The sequence below is a fragment of the Nostoc sp. genome, from assembly GCF_036917465.1.
Classification (GTDB): Bacteria; Cyanobacteriota; Cyanobacteriia; order Cyanobacteriales; family Nostocaceae; genus Nostoc.
Window position 1 is genome coordinate 1 of the sequence record NZ_JBALDL010000005.1, and the last position, 20,499, is coordinate 20,499.

Annotated in this window: 19 protein-coding genes and 4 pseudogenes; 7 read left to right on the forward strand and 16 right to left on the reverse strand. The window is 41.9% G+C overall.

What is annotated here, in order from left to right; translation table 11 throughout:
* Positions 1-60: 60 nt before the first annotated feature.
* The 3 genes and pseudogenes from V7K38_RS01075 to V7K38_RS01085 form a co-directional block, all read right to left on the reverse strand.
* Positions 61-849 (reverse strand): annotated as a pseudogene (locus tag V7K38_RS01075) (Uma2 family endonuclease).
* A 186-nt stretch (positions 850-1,035) separates the two neighbouring features.
* A complete protein-coding gene (locus V7K38_RS01080; protein ID WP_334854869.1) occupies positions 1,036-1,317 on the reverse strand; it encodes an HNH endonuclease in 282 nt (93 codons plus the stop codon).
* The gene (locus V7K38_RS01085) at positions 1,314-1,547 is read right to left on the reverse strand and encodes a hypothetical protein (RefSeq protein WP_334854870.1); all 234 of its coding nucleotides are present in this window, start codon (positions 1,545-1,547) and stop codon (positions 1,314-1,316) included. Before V7K38_RS01085 ends, V7K38_RS01080 begins: the two co-directional genes overlap by 4 nt.
* 201 nt (positions 1,548-1,748) lie before the next feature.
* On the opposite strand from V7K38_RS01085, the pseudogene V7K38_RS01090 reads away from it, so the two are divergent.
* Positions 1,749-2,948 (forward strand): annotated as a pseudogene (locus V7K38_RS01090) (IS4 family transposase).
* 17 nt (positions 2,949-2,965) lie between these two features.
* Here V7K38_RS01090 and V7K38_RS01095 read toward each other — a convergent pair.
* The 4 genes and pseudogenes from V7K38_RS01095 to radA all read right to left on the reverse strand — a co-directional run.
* Positions 2,966-3,625: pseudogene (locus V7K38_RS01095) on the reverse strand (serine/threonine protein kinase); the annotation flags it as partial.
* Positions 3,561-3,764 (reverse strand): hypothetical protein, encoded by a 204-nt coding sequence (locus V7K38_RS01100; protein WP_334854871.1) that lies wholly within the window; start codon positions 3,762-3,764, stop codon positions 3,561-3,563. The pseudogene V7K38_RS01095 and the gene V7K38_RS01100, both read right to left, overlap by 65 nt.
* A gap of 93 nt (positions 3,765-3,857) precedes the next feature.
* Positions 3,858-4,586, reverse strand: coding sequence for a Uma2 family endonuclease (locus V7K38_RS01105; RefSeq protein ID WP_334854872.1), 729 nt, complete (start codon positions 4,584-4,586; stop codon positions 3,858-3,860).
* A gap of 179 nt (positions 4,587-4,765) precedes the next feature.
* The gene (gene radA / locus V7K38_RS01110) at positions 4,766-6,298 is read right to left on the reverse strand and encodes a DNA repair protein RadA (RefSeq protein ID WP_334854873.1); all 1,533 of its coding nucleotides are present in this window, start codon (positions 6,296-6,298) and stop codon (positions 4,766-4,768) included.
* 170 nt (positions 6,299-6,468) lie between these two features.
* Here radA and rpaB point away from each other — a divergent pair, with 170 nt between their 5' ends.
* Both rpaB and V7K38_RS01120 read left to right on the forward strand, forming a co-directional pair.
* Positions 6,469-7,197, forward strand: a complete 729-nt coding sequence (gene rpaB, locus V7K38_RS01115) for a response regulator transcription factor RpaB (RefSeq protein ID WP_334854902.1) — start codon at positions 6,469-6,471, stop codon at positions 7,195-7,197.
* 115 nt (positions 7,198-7,312) lie between these two features.
* Positions 7,313-7,957, forward strand: coding sequence for a cofactor assembly of complex C subunit B (locus V7K38_RS01120; protein ID WP_334854874.1), 645 nt, complete (start codon positions 7,313-7,315; stop codon positions 7,955-7,957).
* Between the two features lie 28 nt (positions 7,958-7,985).
* Here V7K38_RS01120 and V7K38_RS01125 read toward each other — a convergent pair whose 3' ends face one another.
* Complete coding sequence (locus V7K38_RS01125) at positions 7,986-8,900, reverse strand: M48 family metallopeptidase (RefSeq protein ID WP_334854875.1); 915 nt, start codon at positions 8,898-8,900, stop codon at positions 7,986-7,988.
* A gap of 144 nt (positions 8,901-9,044) precedes the next feature.
* Here V7K38_RS01125 and V7K38_RS01130 point away from each other — a divergent pair, with 144 nt between their 5' ends.
* Positions 9,045-9,563, forward strand: coding sequence for a DUF456 domain-containing protein (locus V7K38_RS01130; protein WP_334854876.1), 519 nt, complete (start codon positions 9,045-9,047; stop codon positions 9,561-9,563).
* 428 nt (positions 9,564-9,991) lie between these two features.
* Complete coding sequence (locus V7K38_RS01135) at positions 9,992-10,648, forward strand: PEP-CTERM sorting domain-containing protein (protein WP_334854877.1); 657 nt, start codon at positions 9,992-9,994, stop codon at positions 10,646-10,648.
* A 159-nt stretch (positions 10,649-10,807) separates the two neighbouring features.
* Here the strand turns inward: V7K38_RS01135 and nblB are convergent, their stop codons facing one another.
* On the reverse strand, positions 10,808-11,473 hold the full coding sequence (gene nblB, locus V7K38_RS01140) for a phycobilisome degradation protein NblB (RefSeq protein ID WP_334854878.1): 666 nt from the start codon (positions 11,471-11,473) through the stop codon (positions 10,808-10,810).
* Between the two features lie 66 nt (positions 11,474-11,539).
* Positions 11,540-12,004, reverse strand: a complete 465-nt coding sequence (locus tag V7K38_RS01145) for a CBS domain-containing protein (protein WP_334854879.1) — start codon at positions 12,002-12,004, stop codon at positions 11,540-11,542.
* Positions 12,005-12,069: 65 nt separating this feature from the next.
* On the opposite strand from V7K38_RS01145, the gene V7K38_RS01150 reads away from it, so the two are divergent.
* Complete coding sequence (locus V7K38_RS01150; protein ID WP_334854880.1) at positions 12,070-12,192, forward strand: hypothetical protein; 123 nt, start codon at positions 12,070-12,072, stop codon at positions 12,190-12,192.
* 69 nt (positions 12,193-12,261) lie between these two features.
* Here V7K38_RS01150 and mutT read toward each other — a convergent pair whose 3' ends face one another.
* From mutT to V7K38_RS01175, 5 genes and pseudogenes are all read right to left on the reverse strand, one after another.
* Positions 12,262-12,672, reverse strand: coding sequence for an 8-oxo-dGTP diphosphatase MutT (gene mutT / locus V7K38_RS01155; protein WP_334854881.1), 411 nt, complete (start codon positions 12,670-12,672; stop codon positions 12,262-12,264).
* A gap of 345 nt (positions 12,673-13,017) precedes the next feature.
* Positions 13,018-13,362 (reverse strand): DUF760 domain-containing protein, encoded by a 345-nt coding sequence (locus V7K38_RS01160; protein WP_334854883.1) that lies wholly within the window; start codon positions 13,360-13,362, stop codon positions 13,018-13,020.
* 286 nt (positions 13,363-13,648) lie between these two features.
* The gene (locus tag V7K38_RS01165) at positions 13,649-14,605 is read right to left on the reverse strand and encodes an RNA polymerase sigma factor, RpoD/SigA family (RefSeq protein ID WP_334854884.1); all 957 of its coding nucleotides are present in this window, start codon (positions 14,603-14,605) and stop codon (positions 13,649-13,651) included.
* A 579-nt stretch (positions 14,606-15,184) separates the two neighbouring features.
* Positions 15,185-18,451, reverse strand: a complete 3,267-nt coding sequence (gene carB, locus V7K38_RS01170) for a carbamoyl-phosphate synthase large subunit (protein ID WP_334854885.1) — start codon at positions 18,449-18,451, stop codon at positions 15,185-15,187.
* Between the two features lie 170 nt (positions 18,452-18,621).
* Positions 18,622-18,958 (reverse strand): annotated as a pseudogene (locus tag V7K38_RS01175) (transposase); the annotation flags it as partial.
* A gap of 57 nt (positions 18,959-19,015) precedes the next feature.
* Between V7K38_RS01175 and V7K38_RS01180 the strand changes: the two are divergent.
* Positions 19,016-19,609: a tetratricopeptide repeat protein gene (locus V7K38_RS01180; RefSeq protein ID WP_334854887.1), complete on the forward strand. Its 594-nt coding sequence runs from the start codon at positions 19,016-19,018 to the stop codon at positions 19,607-19,609.
* A 34-nt stretch (positions 19,610-19,643) separates the two neighbouring features.
* Here V7K38_RS01180 and V7K38_RS01185 read toward each other — a convergent pair whose 3' ends face one another.
* Positions 19,644-20,441 (reverse strand): Rpn family recombination-promoting nuclease/putative transposase, encoded by a 798-nt coding sequence (locus V7K38_RS01185; RefSeq protein WP_334854888.1) that lies wholly within the window; start codon positions 20,439-20,441, stop codon positions 19,644-19,646.
* Positions 20,442-20,499: the final 58 nt, after the last annotated feature.

Consider the following 20,499-nt stretch of genomic DNA (forward strand, 5'->3'; position numbering starts at 1 on the left):
AAAATAATTACCGTACAGAACGTTTCAAATTTAACAATCATTCTCCTTGTTAACATTGCTTTACACATTTAGGTTTTCCTCCGCCCACCTACTTAATTGTTCTGCTTTTCTTTTAGCTGCTGTAGCTTCTTGTTCGGCAATCATAGCTCGTTTGGTAGCAGCAGCAGCTTCTTCTGTGGGTACAGGAATTAATTCTCCTGCCAAAGTGAACCACCTTAACCACAACTTTTCAATATCTCGAAATGAACCCTACCATAAGCCTAAACTTAAATCTATCTCTGGCATTAGTAAGCGCCCTTGGGTCAAATTCATCGGTTCATAATGACCGCCGACTAACTGAAATACTCGCAGTTCATTTGTGTAGCGACTAAAAACAATATAGTAGGGTATCCGCAAAATTCGTTCATAAACTTCCCATTTGCTAGGAGGTTTATTTGCTGCACTCTCTCTTCTTGTGCCTAAATCTTCGTCTTCTGTACCTGGAGATAATAACTCAACAACCACAAAGGGATTTGCTGGTTCTTGCCAAGTCACATAACTTAACCGTAAATCTTGCCCTTTATATAGTTTTTTTACACCTACTACACCAAACCAATCTGGGCGCTTATACCACAAAGGATGCTCTAAATCATAGTAAAGATTAAGGTGAGCAGCACTGTAAACTAATTCTGGATTCCAGTTAATGGGCTGAAAAGTTAAGTATAAAAGTAAGGGCTGTAAAAAATGAAAATCGTCTGGCAAACCTGGTTCCTCTGGGTTGTCGCTTGGTAAATCATACATTGTTGGTAAGGTTTCCCAAGGAGGAAGCGGCGGATCGGATTGAGGGATATAGTTAAAATAGGTAGTCATATTTTTGATTATTCAATACTTTGCCCTTCGATCTTCATTAGGAGGATGTAAGCCAGCTTGAACCCAAAAACCCCGATCACTCCTAATGGAATCATCTTCTGGATAGCGTTCATCGTTAATATCAAGTCGCTTGCAGGTTGCTCTACCAGTGGGGGTAACTCCGACAATTGTCCTACCATCTGCTGACTACAGAAAATGCTCTGACCAAATTTGTTGACGAGGATTAAATAGGGGTACTATTGCTTGAGTCTCTGAGTCATATCCAGCTACAAAGTTGTAGCGACGTTCATTGCAACGACGACAAGCCAAGGCTAAATTATTAAGTTCGTCAGAACCACCAATAGACTTTGGTATCAAATGGTCTACTGTAAATCTAGTTGTGGAAATGCGCTCTGGAGAATGGCAATACTCGCATAGATAATTTGCTCGTCTTCGCACAATTTCTTTAGTAGCATCATCAATCATCATTTTTGAGCTACTAGCATTGCATTTATATGGGTGAAAATCCTATCTAATTCTCCAATTTCTTCAAGTTCGATAACTTCTTCTGAAGTTAGTAAATCAGCTTTTTTGCGTTCTAAAAGTTCTTCCATCCGTGCTTGCAGTTCATCATTAAATTTGAACAGATTAAACTTATCTAGCTTTTCTATTTTGATACTGCCAAGAAAGGATGATGGTCTAGCAATTACAGTTGTCATACTTAGGGCGATATGATTTATTGATATGTGTTTCTATAAAGATATTGTATCAAGGAAAAGTTCTATAAATATCTTTACGATGTGCGACTCTTTGACAAATTACTTAACGGATGACAAGGTGGCTGAAGATGAGATTTGGCAACAATTTGAGAAAATAAAGTGGTAAAAAAATAGGGGGAAAGAAGCCCCCCAAAAAACAAAATGTTGCCATCATCATATCAAAAAATCTTCCGAAAGCATTTGAGTGAACAGCAGTATCTGACGCTGGATATATTGTTATTATTAATACAAGCCCATCGGTAAGTGAAGCTATCAAAATTGGCAAGCGTATTTCCGCAACCAATTACATATGAAAGCCGAAAACGCAACCTACAAAGATTTTTAGTAATCGGGAAACTCTGCGTTAAGTTATTTTGGTTTCCATTGATAAAATATTGGATTAGAAAATCGTCAAAAGAACAGGGAGTTAATCGAGAACAACGCCGTTATTTAAACAAAAAAAACCATCAGAAATATGGTTATTGGATGATAGCAGTAGATCGTACACAGTGGAAAGGACGGAATATATTTATGGTGACGTTGGTATGGGGAACTCATGCCTTGCCACTGTATTGGGAAACATTAAATCATGTGGGTAACAGTAATTTAACAACACAAAAGCGATTGATAAATACGGCGATAAAATTGTTAAAAAACCGTCGGATTGTAGTGTTAGCCGACAGAGAATTTCATAGCCCAAAACTAGCCAAGTGGCTCTCTGATAAAGGATTATACTTTGCTTTACGTCAGAAAAAAGACCTTCACTTCCAGGAATCACATCAACAAGAATATAAAATTCTTAAACACCTTGGATTTAAGCCGGGGATGTCAGAGTTTTATGTAGGAGTCAAATGTGGTAAAGGGGATGAATTGGGTTTATTTAATATTGCTGTTTATTGGAAGAGAAAATATCGAAAAAATGAACCAAAAGAACCTTGGTATATCTTGACTAATCTGCCCACTCTCCAACAAACTTTATGCCTCTATCACCGCCGATGGGGAATTGAGCAATTTTTTAAGGATTGTAAAACAGTTGGTTATAATTTAGAGGATGCCAAAGTGAATGAGACTCGTTTTTTAGCCTTAGTCTTATTGATTGTAATTGCCTATAGTTTGGCTACTATGCACGGTCAACTGATGAAACAATTCAGTATCGAGACAAATGATGGACGTATTCAACAACACAATGAACAGACCCCACGTCAGAGTGATTTTAGCTTTGCTCTCTACGGACAACTATGGATCTATGGCATGGAATTATGGGCAGATTTAGCTCTGAACTTAATAGCACTCAAGCCTCATAAACGCCTCTTTTTTCAACGCGGTTTCCAAGCTCTATCCCTTATGAAACAAGCTGTTTAGCCTTGTTGTCACCCGTTAAGTGGCAACTGTCCAGTCAGCAAAGAATACAGCGTTGCAGCTAAGGCATAAACATCAATATATTCCCCCCGTTCAGCATCGGGGACATACTGCTCAGGTGGAGCATAACCAGGGGTAAGATTCTCTGTATGCTGTAAAACTCCACCGGGAATAAATTGTCTGGCAATACCAAAGTCAATTAACACTGCTTCTTGTTTACCCGCACGCATCATGATGTTACTCGGCTTTAAATCCCAATGCAGTAAGCCTTTCTCGTAAACTAAGGTTAAAGCGTCGCTAATTTACCTGATGTATAGCAGTGCTTCGGCTTCCGGTAAAGCACCTTTTTCGGTTATCTGCTTACCCAAATCTTCACCTTCGATGTACTCCATTGCCATGCATGGCAAATTAACCTCATCAAAGACGTTTTCTACCTGCACAATATGAGGATGGCGACACAAAGCCAGCCGCAAAGCTTCATCTCGAAAGTCTTGGCGTAGTTTATCTTGCTTGCTTATCCAGGCGGGATGATTGAGGATTTGTTCTCTGAGGGTTTTGATGACTCGCAATTCACCGCGTTGATTTTTTGCCAGATAAGTTATACCAATTCCACCTTCACCCAATTTTCTCTCGATGATGTAGCGATCGCCAAACAACTTCTGCCCTGGATTCCACGCCATTGGTAAAGACCGTAGTTTTACTGATATTTATTTTGGCACACCATACATATCCGTTTTTGCCAAGGGAGATTTTAGGCAATAAATAAGCAGTATATTCAATCTCAATAAAGCTATTGCGATCGCACTTGTCAAACCTCATTGTGTCTAACAACTGGTATTCAGCCCTACTTAATCATTTGTGAAAAACAAGATCCCCGACTTCTTTAAGAAGTCGGGGATCTGTGGTTTTCAATTACACCTCTGGTTCAATTCCCGCAGCCCGCAATTGTGCTGCTAGTCGTTCGGCGCGTTGGTGTTCTTGTTCAGTACGTTGGCGTTCTTGTGCAGCTAATTCTGTTCCCCAAGGTAGAAGGTTTCCTTGTTCATCCCACCACCGTAACCACTTTCCTATGCGGTTTTCACGATTTCCTTCCCGCACTCCAAGGTAAAGATTCATCTCCGGTATCCAGTAGCGTTGATTTTCATCAGGCTCTTGCAAAATGTATTGTTCTGTGTTGTCTAACCGATACATCTCGAAACTACCTCTGTCTGGCTCAAATATGACGTAATTTGGTACTTTTAAGATGCGCTCGTAGAAAAACCATTTTCCTGGCGGATATGTCGCTTTAATAGAATACTCTGTTTCCTGTGTATCTGAAATAAATTCCATCACAATTACGGGAATATCACCCTGTAATTGAGGTGTGTAACTGCGTGTTACTTCTTCTCTGCTAACATTAATTTTGGCAATGAAAGCCCAATCAGGGGCTTTAATGACCATTTTGTTGTTCAGAGTGGCACAAATGCCGTAATTAGTTGTTGTTAGGGCGTTAGCTGAAATTTTTCCGGCTAATTGTAGGCTTTCTGTGAGCGCAGCAGCTAAGGCTGGTTGGTTGATGTTGTCCACTGGATCGTCTGGGAGTTTGTAATCATCGGGTAGTTTTTCCCAAGTGATTTGGTAGTCTTGGGTGAGGGCTGTCATGGTGGGTTGTCCTTTGGGGTGGTAGATTTACAAGAAATAAATTACGAACCACAGAGACGCAGAGAAGCCAGTGCGTTGCGGGGGTTCCCCCCGTTGTAGCACCTGGCGCAACACAGAGAAAGAGGAGAAATGGAGAGTGATTGTTTTAGATCCTCTCAACTCTGTTTAAAAAGATCGGGCTATATAGTTACATCCTCTTCGTCGGGTTCTAAATCGTCGGCTGTCAATTCTTGATGCGGGATGGCGGCGATAATCGCATCTATTACTTTAGATACTTGTAATATTTCAATATTCAGGTCGGGAAATTTTGTTCCTTTTGGCACGATCGCTCTTTTAAATCCCAATTTAGCAGCTTCTTTTAACCGCAGTTCCATTTGAGAAACCGATCGCACTTGTCCACCTAAGCCAACTTCACCGATTAATACTGTACCGGGATCGACGATGCGATCGCGGAAACTAGCTACAATTGCGATCGCTATTCCCAAATCTACTGCGGGTTCTTCCACGTTCAACCCACCCGCAGATGCAACGTAGGAATCTAACTTTGACATGGGAATTCCCACCCGTTTTTCTAAGACGGCGAGAATTTGCACCAAGCGGTTATAATCTACCCCAGTACCAGCCCGACGGGGTGAAGGGTAGCTGGTGGGACTTACAAGGGCTTGCAATTCCACAACTATGGGGCGAGTTCCTTCGCAAGCCACGACAATAGCCGTACCGGGAGCGGGATCGTCACGGTTGCCTAAAAATAGCTCTGAGGGATTGGAGACTTCTCGCAATCCCTCGGCTACCATTTCAAAGATGCCGATTTCGTGAGTTGCACCGAAGCGATTTTTGACTGTCCGTAATAATCGATGAGAGGCAAAGCGATCGCCTTCAAAATACAATACTGTATCTACTAAATGTTCTAAAACTTTTGGCCCGGCGATCGCTCCTTCTTTGGTGACGTGTCCCACAATTAGCATAGTGACATCTTCGTGTTTTGCCACCTTCATCAGTGCTGCTGTACATTCCCGTACCTGAGCTACCGAACCGGGTGCAGAAGTCAGCGCCGGGAAAAATACCGTTTGGATACTATCAATCACCGCCACGTTTGGCTTTAGAGAATCTATTTCCCGTAAAATTTCTTCTAAATCTGTTTCTGGCAGTACATATAAATCAGCACCTATACTGTCAGGATCTATGGGAAGTGTAGTCTCTACTACTGTTACCTCCTCCTCATTCACTACACTTAGGGGTTTTGATACTCCCAAACGAGAAGCTCGTAATTTTACCTGCTGTCCCGATTCTTCACCAGTTACGTAAAGTATGCGGTATTTCTGCGCTAATTGATTTGATACTTGCAATAATAGAGTAGATTTTCCAATACCAGGATCACCACCAATCAGCACCATAGAGCCGGGGACAATCCCACCTCCAAGCACCCGATCTAATTCTTCATAACCAGACTGCCATCGGGCAATTTGGCGATCGGTAATTTGGTCAAATGTTAAAGAGGCTCGTGCTTTAGCTGGTTTAGAGTGAGATTTGCCATTGCTTTGAGCCGATTGCCAACTACTTACTCCTCCTCTACTGGGTACATCTACTGAGGATTGTATAGAAATTTGTTCTTCTAGAGAGTTATAAGTACCGCAAGCTGGACACTTACCAAACCACTGGGGCGATTCTGCTCCACATTCATTACAAGTGAAAAATGTTTTTGGCTTTGCCATTCTTAAATTTTATTAAATATTCTTAATATTTACTTAATTCTTGGGAAAAACTAAAAACCAATCATAGTAGTATTTAGAGCTTTTTCCAAATCAATTGATGGAATGATATCTTAATATTATGGTATTAAAAATTAATCATGTAAATTTTTAGTTAGGGAGCGTTGAAAAATTTGGAAAGCCATAAAGAAAAAATCTTGGTGGTAGACGACGAAGCCAGCATTCGCCGGATTTTGGAAACGCGCCTTTCCATGATTGGCTATGATGTAGTGACTGCTGGCGATGGGGAAGAAGCTTTAGAAATTTTTCGCAAAACTGAGCCTGACTTGGTAGTTTTAGATGTAATGATGCCAAAGCTAGATGGCTATGGTGTATGTCAAGAATTACGAAAAGAATCAGATGTCCCCATTATTATGCTAACAGCCTTGGGTGATGTAGCCGATCGCATCACTGGATTAGAATTAGGTGCTGATGACTATGTAGTTAAACCATTTTCTCCCAAGGAGTTAGAAGCTCGGATTCGCTCAGTACTGCGGCGTGTAGATAAAAATAGTGCTTCTGGCATTCCTAGCTCTGGGGTGATCCATGTCGCTAACATTAGGATCGATACAAATAAACGACAAGTCTACAAAGGCGATGAGCGGATTCGATTGACAGGTATGGAGTTCAGCTTGTTAGAGTTGTTAGTCAGTCGCTCTGGAGAAGCTTTTTCTCGTTCAGAAATTTTGCAGGAAGTTTGGGGTTATACACCAGAACGTCATGTAGATACCCGTGTAGTAGATGTGCATATATCACGTTTGCGGGCAAAGTTAGAAGATGATCCTAGCAACCCAGAATTGATTCTCACAGCGAGGGGAACTGGTTATCTTTTCCAGCGAATTATTGAACCAGGCGAGGAGTAAGGAGATGAGAGGGCAGGGAGCAGAGGGCAGGGAGCAGAAGGAGAAATAATAACTAATTAATTGCCAATGCCCAATGCCCAATGCCCAATGCCCAATTCCCAATTCCCAATAAAAAATGACAAATGACAATCGAGTTTTGCGGCGTTTACCCCTTGTTGTGGGTGGGCTAGGCGCTGTACTTTTGTTGATTAACCGTTTATTGACACCGGAATTAACCCAGTCACAATCGCGTGGTGATGTGGTGGGCGTGATTTTGAGTGCAGTGTTAATTTTGACGGGTTTAATTTGGCAGCAAGTTCAGCCGCGATCGCCTGATATTGTAGAATTAATTGGTGAAGTTGGTTTTGTACTAGCAGCAGATTTACCCGAAGCCGTGAAAACAGAGTTAGCCTGGGCATCTCACTTATTGTTGACTAATACAGTAACGCGATCGCTAGTGGTTTATTACCAAGGCAAAGTTTTATTACGTCGTGGGATTCTGGGTACTAAATCTGAAGTTGTGCCAGGAGTAATCTTAAAACAGGTACTCGAAAAACAAAAGCCGATTTATCTAGTAGCTCTAAAAATATATCCGGGTAGACTTGAATTTGATTATTTGCCAGAGAATACTCAAGGTGTAATTTGTCAACCTATTGGCAACCAAGGTGTATTAATTTTGGGAGCAAATGCTCCTCGTAGTTATACCAAACAAGATGAAAATTGGATTGCAGGAATTGCTGATAAATTAGCCGTTAGTCTTAACTCTACTTTATCCAATTAAGCCACTTGACATACTCCCTGACCTTCCATCACCAAGAAGTCAAAAAATTCCACCCTTCCTTCTCTTCTGGTGTCTTCTCTTCTTTGTCTTCCGATTCTTCTGGTGTATTTAAATTTATCTGTTGAATTAAATTATCATAAGCTCCAGAATCAACCCATTTTAATAACTCGCCAGCCCGCATAACTACCCAAGAAAGCCCTGATTCTGTATAGCTTAATATTTTAGTGACTTTATCCACACTATCAAAGTTATTAGCTGCAAACTCACGAGCTTGCACAAGGAAGTCTTCAATTACAGCAGCAGTCAAATACTCATCTGGTAAACCCGCAAGTTTCATCAGTGTAATAGTTGCTACGTCAATATCCTGACAAGCGAGCATTGCAGCCCGATCGGCAGTAAACCTAGCCATCATTCGCCAATTATATAAACCCAATTCCATCCCCCCAGCTAGCAAGCCACCTACGCCCAGCGTAGTACTGCTTAATAAATTTTTTAAAGTTGGCATCACTATTGCCATTTGGTGATAAACCATGTGCTGACTCTTGATCCGAGCAATTTCGTGTCCAAAAACGTAAAGCAACTGATCTGCGCCAAGCCACTCCATTGCATCTAAATTGATCCCAACAAGAGGTTTTTCCACCCCAATAATGTAAGATTCAATGTGGCCTGTACCTCGAAACAGATACAGTTCAGGAAGTGGAGCAACATCGAGAATTTGGCAAGTTTCGACAAATGCTTCATATAATTGGGGAAAATTTCGGGACGAAATTCTAATTTCACTACCAAGGCTTTGCAGCCTGAGTAAGCGATCAATGCCGTATTCGTTAATTTTTTTGAGTAGCAAAGAAACACCAGGCATATTTTGCAAAGAAGCCAAGGCTTTGCGATCAAAAGGGTGTTCATAAGCTGCTGAACTCAGTCCAGTTAAAATTTTTCTCGTCATAAGTTTTGAGTTTTATCTTGGAGTATTTAGGAAGTTCAGTTAGCTATTTTGACGTAAGCCTCCCTACGATCTTACTCAGATAGAATATACAGTAGAGGCGTATATCTGTGCGCCTCGGAAATTTGTAAATTTACAATTTTATCAATGCAAATTGTTTATTGGCTATTAATTGCCGTAATGGTTTTAGGTATCATTGGTGCTGTAGTTCCAGCCATTCCTGGTAGCAGCTTAATTTTAATTGCAATTATCGTCTGGGGAATCGTTAGTAGTTCCTTCGCAGCTATCAAGATTCCCTTAATTGTGACAATTATTGTTTTACTCCTCAGTGTTGGAGTGGATTTTTTAGCTAGCTATGTAGGAGCAAAACAAGCTGGAGCTAGCAAGTGGGGACAAATTGGCGCAATTGTCGGTTTGGTGGTGGGATTTTTGGGACTATTGCCAACCTTGCCTTTTGGGGGGCCACTGTTAGGAATTTTACTAGGCCCGCTTTTAGGAGCAATTATTGGTGAGTATCTTTACCGACGTGAATTTAGGTTGGCGGTTAAAGCTGGTATAGGAATTATAGTCGGATCTTTGGTAGGAAATTTGATTCAAGGGTTATTAGCGATCGCCGCAGTGGTAGTTTTTGTTGTCACAACTTGGCCGCAAGTATTTGGCTCTTAAGATTTTCAGGCAAGAGGGAAAGATTAGTTACCTCTTGCCTTAAGTATACGTAATGCTTTCAAAATAAAATCGGATTCCTATACATAGGTAGGGATGCGATCTTTACATTGCTGTCACAATCAGGGTAAATCCTGCTTTTCTTGCTGGTTTTGCCGTCATCCAGAGCCTCTCTAAAACCCTATAGAATGAAAAATATACGAAGACCAGTTATACAAGCAATTAAAATTTTATGAAGATGACACATTATTTAAAGATGTGATGAGGACAACTAAGTAAACCTTGCGTACCTCAAATCTATGTGATTTTATGGAGATAAGAAATAGATCACGCAAGTTTCGCTTTCACTGACAGTATTTTCCATAAATTACTGAGATTAAAAGTAAAGCAATTGCCTGATTTAAGATTATTACTAGGAGCCTCAAAGAACAATGATTAGTTTTAAATCTAGATTACTAAATGCAACTTTAGCTGTTACTGCTGTAATTCCGTTAGCTACTGCGGGGTTATTTACCTCTGCTGGGTCTGCTCAAGCTGTAACCCTGAGTGGGAGTATTGGTCTTAATGGTACATCTGTTGTTCCTAATGATGGAAGCAATCCAGCTACTACTAGTATTACATTTACCGATGTTGATGGTGTTAGTAGTCCTAGCGGTGATTTTGCAGCCTTCTCACCAACCTTATCAGGCACAGGTATTACCATTAAGACTCTAAATTTAACCAAGATAAGTGATTTAACAAGCACAATAGCTAAATACTCTACAGGCGTTTACACTCCATTCATTAATTTCGGATCGCGAACCCTGGGTAGCACTACTGCCCTTCTTAGCTTTGACCTAGATGATTCTGTAGTTACTAGAACTCAGATTTTTGATGATACCATTTTGGACGTAGCGGGGATTACGGGGAAATTTAATTTCGATGGACAAACTATTGCGAGGGGCGCTCTGAGCGCTTCTGTTTCTGGAGCTTCAAGCACTTACCAGTTAACTCTCACCACTGTTCCTGAGCCAACCACAATGCTAGGCTTGGGTTTAGTTGGTGCTGGCATGGTTATATCTCGCCGCCGCAAAAGTTTCGCTCTATAGACTTATCCTAAATATAAGAAAGTTACTTTTAGCAACTAAAAGTAACTCTAATTCATCTATTCGATCTGGCTGGAATACAAAATTTTTCCAATCAGGTCGAATTTTTTTATCGTCAGACAAATCTATTTAAGGATGACTTTTCATTAACCTAAGATAGACTTAAACCGATTGCAAAAAACTTTTGGCTTCATTCGCGATCGCTTCGACTTCATCATTCGCCAATGTTTCTAATATAGATTTGGCTTCTGCACCACCCAAAAGACTCAGCGCTTGTACAACTCTGTAACGCATTTGCCAATCTGGATTGTTAGCATAAGGTGCTAAGAGGGGAACTGCTTCTACATTTCCCAATTCACCGAAAGAACTAATAGCAGCAGTTTGCACTAATTCGGTTTCTGATGAAAGTGCCTCTTTGAGCAATTCAAAGGCTCGTGGATCGCCTAATGCTCCTAATGTAGCGATGATACTAAATTGTATTAGCCATTCATCAGTCTTGTGGTAAACCTCTTGTAAGTCTTCAAAAGCGTCATGTAGTTGAAGTGCGCCTATACAGTCTGCTGCTGCTGCTTGGACATCTACTTCGGAGTCATGAAGCAAGCGATCGCGCAAGATATCCAAAGATAATTGTAAATCTTGCGATCCCAATGTATCCATTTGACTCACCGCCGAGTAACGGACACGGGAATTGTGATCGCTAATGGCAGTTTGAATCAATTCAAAGCCAACCGCAGGTTCCAGTTGGCGGATTTGATTTACTGCACGTAAGCGATCGCCTAAATCCTCAGAACTGAGTAATTGCTTAACAGACTCCGAAGTAATACTCATTTAGTTATCCTTGATTTTCAAAGGTGTAAAAAAGACAGACGCGATTAATCGCGTCTTTACTTTTGATTAATCTTGACTTGCTGCCATTGCCCGAATAATATCACCACGAGTCAGAATACCAATTACTTGATCTGTGTCATCAAGTACTGGCAAGCGGTGAATGCTGCGATCGTGCATGATTGTAGCGGCTTCTTTTAAAGTTTTATCAGGGGAAATAGCGATCGGGTTTTTACTCATCACCTCCCCAACAGTTTGCCCTAGTGCCTTATGCAAATCACGGTCATACGTAGCAGGATTTTTTAAATAGATAACACTATCAAGAAACATAATGTACGCAGGTGGAGTAACACCAGTTTCTTGCCACATCAAATCGGTTTCTGAGATAATGCCCACCAACTTCCCGACATCATTCACAACAGGTAGTCCACTGATGTGGCGTTCTGCGAGAATTTGGATAGCTTCCTTCAGTGGAGTTTCCGCGTGAACAACAATCGGATCGCGGCTCATCACATCGGCAACAGTTTTAGGCATTTATTTGCTGACACCCTTAATCAAAGTCCCTCCGCCTATTGTAGAAAATTGCGGGACTCAACCTGATGCAATTAATAGATTGTTACGGTATTGAGAATTGGGAATGGGGCATGGGACATTGGGCATTGGGCATTGTACTGAGCGTTCCCGTAGTCTCCGAAGTCAGCCGTTGGCGCAGCCTCTCATAGATAAGTATTGGGCATAGGACACGAGTATTAAAAAACTCTTTCCTATTCCCCATGCCCAATGCCCAATTCCTAATTCCCTTTTAAAGCAGTAATAATTTGAGTATTTGCTTTCGGAAAGTTAAACTGCTCTAGTTCTTCCAAAGTTACCCAGCGAATTTCATCGGATTCCAGAGGTTGGGGAATACCTGTAACATGGCAGCAATGATGTACTGTGAGAGTGACGCGCAAATTTGTATAGGTGTGGTCAATAGTAATCAGATGCTCTCCTACTTCAATTACTATTCCCAGTTCTTCCAAAATTTCCCGTTGAATACACTCCTGGATAGTTTCCCCAGGCTCAATTTTACCCCCAGGAAATTCCCACAAACCACCCATTGCTCCTTCTGGACGACGGCGATCGATTAAAATTTGCTTTTGGTCATTCCAAATTACTGCAACACCAATGATTTTATGGGGCGGGAAAGAATTGATTTCACTCATAAAATTGATTGACAAGAGGGAGAGATGATTAACAACAAAACTCGGCAGACTAGTTTTAACTCTGCCGAGTTCTGATTTATTAGATTTCAACCTTAATGCGTCACTGTTTTGGATCTTTTCAAAAAGGTTAACTGATATACGTTTAAAAATTAGGGTCAAAGATTTCGCAGAGGATTATTTTTAATTCCTATCGCTGTGACTGTGACTAGCTATCAGACCAACAATAAAAAATTTGCTAAGTTCTATAAGTAATCAGACAGAATTAATTACACAAGTTTTTTCCTCTAACCTGTAACCTGTTCCCTATCTCTACCAATGAATTTAATTATGTCCGACTACTTATTTCTAGTCAACTTCGCTGTTGTTGGTTTCAGTTCCTTGTAGGGCGAGTTCAAAATTCATTCTCTGTTCAGCATTACGCAAGAAATAACCACTAATCATAGCAGAAGCTAAAAGCCGGCCTAGACTTTCCCGACTGGTGCTGACGGTAATACCAAAATGTTCTGAAGGTAGATTACCCAATAGTCCTGTAATATTCCGTTCCATCACCTGAAAAACTTCGGCAGATGTAGGTTTAGATAGCTGGGTAACTGTCTCTGGACTCAAGGATTTAACGTACTGCCATAGTAAATCACTAGTTTCTGATTCGCTATTGAAAAATTCCGAGACACGATTGGATGGGTTACTCATTTTATAGCTCCTTAACTACCACTACTGGCTATGGTGCTTGTGATTTAAATACTAAATTCTTGTTTTGGATTTGACTTAGCTAACTGTTTGTCTGCCTATCAACTAATGTAACAGCCTCGCTTTCTGGTGGAAGTAGGTGTAACCGTACCAAAGTCGGCGTATTTTCTCACCCTAACAAATAAAGTAAGGAGTGAGAAGTTAATTAAAAACTCCTCACTCCTGTAGACGCGATTAATCGCGTCTCTTCTAATTCCTGTACAGACGCGATTAATCGCGTCTCTTTCCCCTAACTTGCCAAATATTCACCCATGTTAGCTTTAGACTTACGAAGTTTGGTTAAAGCTTCCCGCTCAATTTGCCGGACTCGTTCGCGGCTAATATTCAGTATTTCACCGATTCTAGCCAGAGTCAGCGCTTGCCCATCAGTTAAACCAAAACGCAACGTGATTACTTCCCTCTGTTGTGGAGTAAGATCCCCCATCAAGCGATCTAAGTCATAAGATAGGGAAGATTGCATAACAAACTCTTCTGGAGATGCTCCTGGATCTTCCAGCATTTCTCCCAGTTCGGTGTCGTAGTTATCACCAAGCCGCAAATCTAAGGAAAGGGGCAAACGCGCCTTCTCTAGATACTCTCGTACTTGTTTAGGGGTCAATTCTAATTCTTCAGCTAGCTCACCAGCTGTAGGAGCGCGTCCCAATTTTTGCGATAATTGGCGCTGTGCTTTTTTAATCTTATTTAGTTTTTCAGTAATATGAATGGGCAGCCGAATGGTACGCGCTTTTTCGGCTATTGCGCGAGTAATAGCTTGGCGAATCCACCAATAGGCATAAGTAGAAAATCTGTACCCTTTGGTGGGGTCAAACTTTTCAACGCCGCGTTGCATACCAATGCTACCTTCTTGGATCAAGTCCAGTAAATCGACGTTGCGCTTGATGTACTTTTTGGCAACGGAAACTACCAGCCGCAAGTTGGCTTCTACCATCTTACGCTTGGCAATCTCACCATCAGCGATCGCTTCGTTCAATGCTGTTGGTTCTAAATCTGTCGCTTTAGCCCACTCTTCTAAAGTCGGTTGACGACCTAACTGGGTGGCAAGAGATTCTCTTGATTCGTGCAAAGTACAGGAACGTTGCACCTGTTTACCATAAAAAATCTCTTCCTCGTGTGTTAAGAGTGGCACACGGCCAATCTCACGCAGGTAAGTCCGCACGAGGTCTGTGGCTGTCTGAGCGGTCTTCATGGCGCTACTCTTTGGTAATGATGGGTTTGGCGGTAGGGTCATTAAGGGATAGATGCTTTAGTTAGGGTGCTACCCAGTCAGACTGGGAACCTATGCTATGGTTAGCAACTTACGCGCCCGAGAAACTCGGCTGCTCATAATAATCAAATTTAGGCTTCTTAACTGCTAAAAGTTACAGTTATTTCCTAATTTTCACAAGTATCTACAGTTAGATAAAAGGTAGCTTCTTAAACATTTTTTTTATTGGAGTCTTATTAACAATTGTAACATTTATGAGAATGATTTGGCTATATGGCGACATTAAATTTCCTGGTTGTTCCAGTTCATACAATCTCGCCCTCTATCTCAAGGCTTAATAGAAGGTAATTTAATAAATTATCTGGCTAACATAAGCTCCCTCATATTTGCTAAGGTATATCTAATGAGAACTATAGTCATTCCCTCATAACAATTACTTAATTTTCTTGGGCATTGTGCATTGGGAATTGGGAATTGGGCATTGGGCATTGGGCATTATTTATTACCTCCTCTGCTCCCTGCCCCCTGCTCCCTGCTCCCTACTCCCTGCTCCCTACTCCCCTACTCCTTCGTAATCGGGCAGTACTCTTGAATGGTTTTTACGTCTAAAGTGGTATTTTGTAAAGAACGGATAGCGGCGACGGTAGCTTTTGCGCCGGCAATGGTAGTAATGATGGGAATTTTATAAGCTAAAGCTGTGCGGCGGATTAACCTAGCATCAGTGTGGGCTTCTTCCCCGGAAGGTGTGTTGATAATAAGTTGGATTTTTTGATTTTTGATTCCATCTAAGACGTGGGGACGGCCTTCATGGAGTTTTAACACTAATTCAATATTTAACCCCTGTTCAAGAAGAACTCGCCGTGTACCAAGGGTAGCCATCACTGTAAAGCCCAAATCGATAAATTCTCTCACCACAGCACTAGCGGCAGCTTTATCGCGATCGCTCATTGATACAAATACAGTTCCAGTCAGTGGTAGACGCTCCCCCGCACCCAGTTCCGCTTTGGCAAAGGCCCGGCCAAAGTCGGTATCAATTCCCATTACCTCACCAGTGGATCTCATTTCTGGGCCTAATATTGTATCAGTTCCTGGGAATTTATTAAAGGGTAATACTGCTTCTTTTACAGCAATATGTGTAGGAATAACTTCCTCGGTGAAATGTAGCTCCTCTAGGGTTTTACCCGACATAATTAAGGATGCTAATTTTGCCAACTGTATGCCCGTTGCTTTAGAGACAAAGGGAACTGTGCGGGAGGCGCGAGGATTGGCTTCTAAAATGTAAACTTGTGGAGAATAACTACTTGCACCCACAACCGCAAATTGAATATTCATTAATCCCACGACTGAAAGCGCTTGTGCTAACTCCACTGTCCAAGTGCGAATTTGATTGAGAACTGCTGGTGATAGGGAAATGGAAGGTAGGGAACAAGCAGAATCTCCTGAGTGAATCCCGGCTTGCTCGATGTGTTCCATGATACCACCAATGACGACTCGTCCAGTACGATCGGCGATCGCATCTACATCGACTTCAATGGCGTTTTCTAAAAACTTATCAATCAAAATCGGATGTTCTGGTTCTATGAGTACCGCAAAGCTCATGTAGCGTTCCAACTCAGTATCGGAATAGACAATTTCCATCGCCCGTCCGCCTAACACATAGCTAGGACGCACCACTACCGGATAGCCAATGCGTTTAGCGACAATCAGCGCGTCTTCGTAACTCCGCGCAATCCCATTCGGCGGTTGGGCAATATTCAACTGTTGGAGAATCTTTTCAAACCGCTCCCGGTTTTCTGCCATGTCGATGGAATCTGGCGATGTTCCCCAAATTTTAGTGTTCAGTCCTGATGTGTCATTGTTAAGAAATTCTTGTAATGGGATAGCCAACTTTAGCGGGGTTTGTCCGCCAAACTGGACAATCACCCCCACTGGATTTTCCGTTTCGATGATGTTAAGGACATCTTCTTTGGTTAAAGGCTCAAAGTAAAGGCGATCGCTAGTATCGTAATCTGTCGAAACTGTCTCTGGGTTGGAGTTGACCATAATTGTCTCATACCCCCCTTTCTTCAAGGCATAAGCAGCATGACAACAACAATAGTCAAACTCAATTCCCTGCCCAATGCGGTTAGGGCCACCACCCAAAATCAACACTTTGGGCTTGGTTGCGGGCATTACCTCTGTTTCTTCTTCGTAGGTAGAGTAATAGTAGGGGGTAAAGGCTTCAAACTCAGCAGCGCAGGTATCTACAGTTTTGTAAACTGGGATAATTCCTAGTGATTTGCGATAAGCGCGAACTTCATCTTCGGTGGTTTTGGTGGCATAAGCAATTTGGCGATCGCTATATCCATCCCGTTTCACTTCATAAAGTTGCTCTTTTGTCAATTGCTGCAAGGGTGTCCGCTTCAGGAATTTCTCGACATCTAGTAATTGCTGAAATTTATCTAAGAACCACGGATCGATACCAGTTAGTTCGTAGATTTCCTCAGCACTAATCCCTAGTTGTAAGGCATGGCGCACGGAGAAAATGCGATCGGGGTTAGGTGTCCGTAGTTGGGCGCGAATTTGTTCACCACTAGGTAATTTCTCAGCTTGATCGCAACCCCAACCAGCGCGTCCTGTTTCGAGCGATCGCAGTGCCTTTTGAAAGGATTCGTTGAAAGTCCGCCCAATTGCCATCGCTTCCCCGACAGACTTCATTTGAGTTGTCAGCACTGGGTCGGAACCGGGGAACTTTTCAAAGGCGAAGCGGGGGATTTTTGTTACTACATAGTCAATTGTCGGCTCAAAGGATGCGGGAGTTTTCTTGGTGATGTCATTTTGAATTTCATCCAGGGTGTAGCCTACAGCTAGCTTTGCAGCAATTTTAGCGATGGGAAAACCCGTAGCTTTGGAAGACAAAGCCGAACTACGGGAAACGCGGGGGTTCATCTCAATTACGACGACATCGCCATTAACCGGATTAACAGCAAATTGAATATTAGAACCGCCAGTTTCCACACCTATCTCGCGGATGATTTTAATTGCCATATCCCGCAGCCTTTGATATTCTTTATCAGTGAGGGTTTGCGCGGGAGCGACGGTAATAGAGTCCCCAGTGTGAATGCCCATCGGGTCAAGGTTTTCGATGGAGCAGATAATCACCACGTTATCTGCTAGGTCACGCATCACTTCGAGTTCATATTCTTTCCAGCCGAGTAAAGACTGGTCAATGAGAATTTGCGAAACAGGACTAGCATCTATACCTACCTGTGCCATTTCTTCAAATTCTTCTTGGTTGTAAGCAATACCGCCTCCACTTCCTCCCATTGTGAAAGCTGGACGAATAATTAGAGGATAAGTACCAATTTGACGAGCAACAACTTTGGCTTCTTCCAAAGATTCGGCTGTACCACTGGGACACACAGCTACCCCAATCCTGGCCATTGCTTCACCAAAGAGTTTTCGGTCTTCGGCTTTTTCAATAGCTGGTAGTTTAGCGCCAATTAACTCAACGCCATATTTTTCCAACACACCATTTTTAGCTAAAGCAACAGCGAGGTTGAGGGCGGTTTGTCCTCCCATCGTTGGTAGTAAAGCATCGGGGCGTTCTTTCTCAATGACTTTTTCGACCAATTCTGGAGTCAACGGCTCAATGTAAGTGCGATCGGCCGTTTCTGGATCGGTCATAATCGTTGCAGGATTGGAGTTGACTAAAACCACTTCATAGCCTTCTTCTCGCAGCGCTTTGCAGGCTTGAGTGCCAGAGTAGTCAAACTCACAGGCTTGTCCAATCACAATTGGGCCAGAGCCTAACAATAGAATCTTCTGGAGATCATCACGGCGGGGCATAGTCGTTGCCTTGAAGTACGAGAATACAAATCCTGATTATTTTAAGGGTCTTTACACCCTCTTGTGCTTTTTATTATTAAGTTTTCTAGATTTGATGACAAAAAGGGGAATTGGGGATTGGGAATTAATTAGGGTTTGCTGAAAAAGTAAGAGGAGGGTTGACTAGTTATTCAAACAAAGTCAAATACAAGTGTTTGTTGTCTATAACTACCAAGATGATAACTTTCAGTTATAAAAGATTGCAAAAAAGTTTTATTTTTGAAAAATAGATATAAAAAAGCACAAAAAAACCTTGACAGGTGAGTAGAAAGATTCATCACTAAAAAAGTAACCCTTCGACTCCGCTCAGGGTTACACCGAGCGCAGCCGAGGTGTAATAGCAATTGGAGTTTGAGAAGTATGAGATAGTTTCGCCATTACCAGATTGAGGCTAAATCTTCTTTTACCTTGCCCAAACTTTGCCTCAATACAATTACGAATTCTCTTGGATTCCAATGGCATTTTTTGCGAAATTGCTCTGAAAATTGTTGTATTTAAAATTCAGGATGTTATCAACAGGGTATTATGCGGCACTTTCTTCAGTCTGTAGCCACAATTTCTGCTTTATCTATAATTGCTTGCACTCCGATTTTGTTATCAGCTAAACCAGCCAGTGCTGTAGATTCAACACTGTTAGCACAAGTTAACGAAAAGAATGCTGAAGCCTATAATATGCGAGGAGTTGGCCGTATGCTGTCGGGAGACATGAAACGAGCGATCGCTGATTACAACCAAGCTCTGAAAATTAATCCTAACTATGCTGAAGTTTACAGTAACCGAGGTGGTGCTCGTATGCTGTCGGGGGATATTAAAGGAGCGATCGGTGATTACAACCAAGCTCTGAAGATTAATCCTAACTATGCTCTAGCCTACAGCTTCCGAGGTTTTGCCCGTATGAAGTCGGGAGATAAGCAGGGTGCGATCGCTGATTACAACCAAGCCCTGAAGATTAATCCCAACTATGCCGAAGCCTACGACAACCGGGGAAGTGTCCGCTTTAACTTGGGAGACAAGCAAGGGGCGATCGCTGACTTACAAAAAGCTGCTGATTTATATCAGCAACAAGGTAAAACACAAGATTACCAGAAAGTAATTGAAATGCTGGCAATGATCAAATGAACTTCAGTAGTTGTTTTACCCAAATCTGACAATTCTATGTGTTTGACTGTGCTGCGATCTGAACATCTTCTATATCAACATTCAGGTGTTGAGCAATCTGCTCCAAACTGATCCCTGTTTTTAGTAACAGAGGCACGGTAAGTTTCAAAATTTCAGCTTCCCGTTCTTCTCGACCCTCGGCTTTCGCTTCCTGATAAACCCTTGTTTGCTCTAAAGTTAGTCCCAGCATAGCTTCAACTTCCTCTCTACTCAACGAAGAAAACTTATAAACGGCGATCGTGGTGATGATGTCTAGTATTTCGTTTTTCGGCAGTGTGTCCGTTTCCTCTAATTTTACTCGCTCAATTAATTGCTTTGCTTGCTCTGCCATAACTTCATCCGATGCTAGAGTCAACTGCATCAAGTTGATACCTATTGGCTGCTGATTAGTCGCGCCTAACTCATCTAAATAGATTCGCTGCACTTGGTCGCTGTTGAGAAATATTCGATGAGTTTTTTGATCGCTTGGTTCCAGAGAGCGTGATGAAAAAATTACTACACAGAACCAGTCATCGTACTGAGAACGATTCCGGTTCAGGTACATCATCGACTCGGTAAAGAACCGATGGTAAAGGGCTTCATCCTTTTGGAATTGAACTTCAGCAAAAAAGATCGCTCTAGATGTTGCATCCTCTGGAGGTAAAAACACACCATCCATGCGAAAAGCGGTTTCTTTGACTTCAACTGATTCAAATCGATACTTTTGCCCTTCCAGAGGAGGATTATCAACCAGTTCAAAGAGTAACCCAGGAAAGCGTTTAAAAATTTGATAGTAAATGGAGTCTCGTTTCACTACTTCATCCTAAAATTCTCTAGTTATGCGATGCCTGCGGCGGTAAACTATGCAAATT

Excerpts from the sequence above, each read along its gene's own strand:
- V7K38_RS01150 (WP_334854880.1), top strand. The coding sequence starts at position 12,070 with ATGCAATTAATAGATTGTTACGGTATTGAGAATTGGGAATGGGGCATG.
- V7K38_RS01100 (WP_334854871.1), bottom strand. The coding sequence starts at position 3,764 with ATGAGGTTTGACAAGTGCGATCGCAATAGCTTTATTGAGATTGAATAT.
- V7K38_RS01135 (WP_334854877.1), top strand. The coding sequence starts at position 9,992 with ATGATTAGTTTTAAATCTAGATTACTAAATGCAACTTTAGCTGTTACT.
- V7K38_RS01125 (WP_334854875.1), bottom strand. The coding sequence starts at position 8,900 with ATGACGAGAAAAATTTTAACTGGACTGAGTTCAGCAGCTTATGAACAC.
- V7K38_RS01105 (WP_334854872.1), bottom strand. The coding sequence starts at position 4,586 with ATGACAGCCCTCACCCAAGACTACCAAATCACTTGGGAAAAACTACCC.
- V7K38_RS01165 (WP_334854884.1), bottom strand. The coding sequence starts at position 14,605 with ATGAAGACCGCTCAGACAGCCACAGACCTCGTGCGGACTTACCTGCGT.
- radA (WP_334854873.1), bottom strand. The coding sequence starts at position 6,298 with ATGGCAAAGCCAAAAACATTTTTCACTTGTAATGAATGTGGAGCAGAA.
- V7K38_RS01120 (WP_334854874.1), top strand. The coding sequence starts at position 7,313 with ATGACAAATGACAATCGAGTTTTGCGGCGTTTACCCCTTGTTGTGGGT.
- V7K38_RS01145 (WP_334854879.1), bottom strand. The coding sequence starts at position 12,004 with ATGCCTAAAACTGTTGCCGATGTGATGAGCCGCGATCCGATTGTTGTT.
- nblB (WP_334854878.1), bottom strand. The coding sequence starts at position 11,473 with ATGAGTATTACTTCGGAGTCTGTTAAGCAATTACTCAGTTCTGAGGAT.
- mutT (WP_334854881.1), bottom strand. The coding sequence starts at position 12,672 with ATGAGTGAAATCAATTCTTTCCCGCCCCATAAAATCATTGGTGTTGCA.
- V7K38_RS01080 (WP_334854869.1), bottom strand. The coding sequence starts at position 1,317 with ATGATGATTGATGATGCTACTAAAGAAATTGTGCGAAGACGAGCAAAT.
- V7K38_RS01180 (WP_334854887.1), top strand. The coding sequence starts at position 19,016 with ATGCGGCACTTTCTTCAGTCTGTAGCCACAATTTCTGCTTTATCTATA.
- V7K38_RS01085 (WP_334854870.1), bottom strand. The coding sequence starts at position 1,547 with ATGACAACTGTAATTGCTAGACCATCATCCTTTCTTGGCAGTATCAAA.
- V7K38_RS01130 (WP_334854876.1), top strand. The coding sequence starts at position 9,045 with ATGCAAATTGTTTATTGGCTATTAATTGCCGTAATGGTTTTAGGTATC.
- V7K38_RS01160 (WP_334854883.1), bottom strand. The coding sequence starts at position 13,362 with ATGAGTAACCCATCCAATCGTGTCTCGGAATTTTTCAATAGCGAATCA.
- carB (WP_334854885.1), bottom strand. The coding sequence starts at position 18,451 with ATGCCCCGCCGTGATGATCTCCAGAAGATTCTATTGTTAGGCTCTGGC.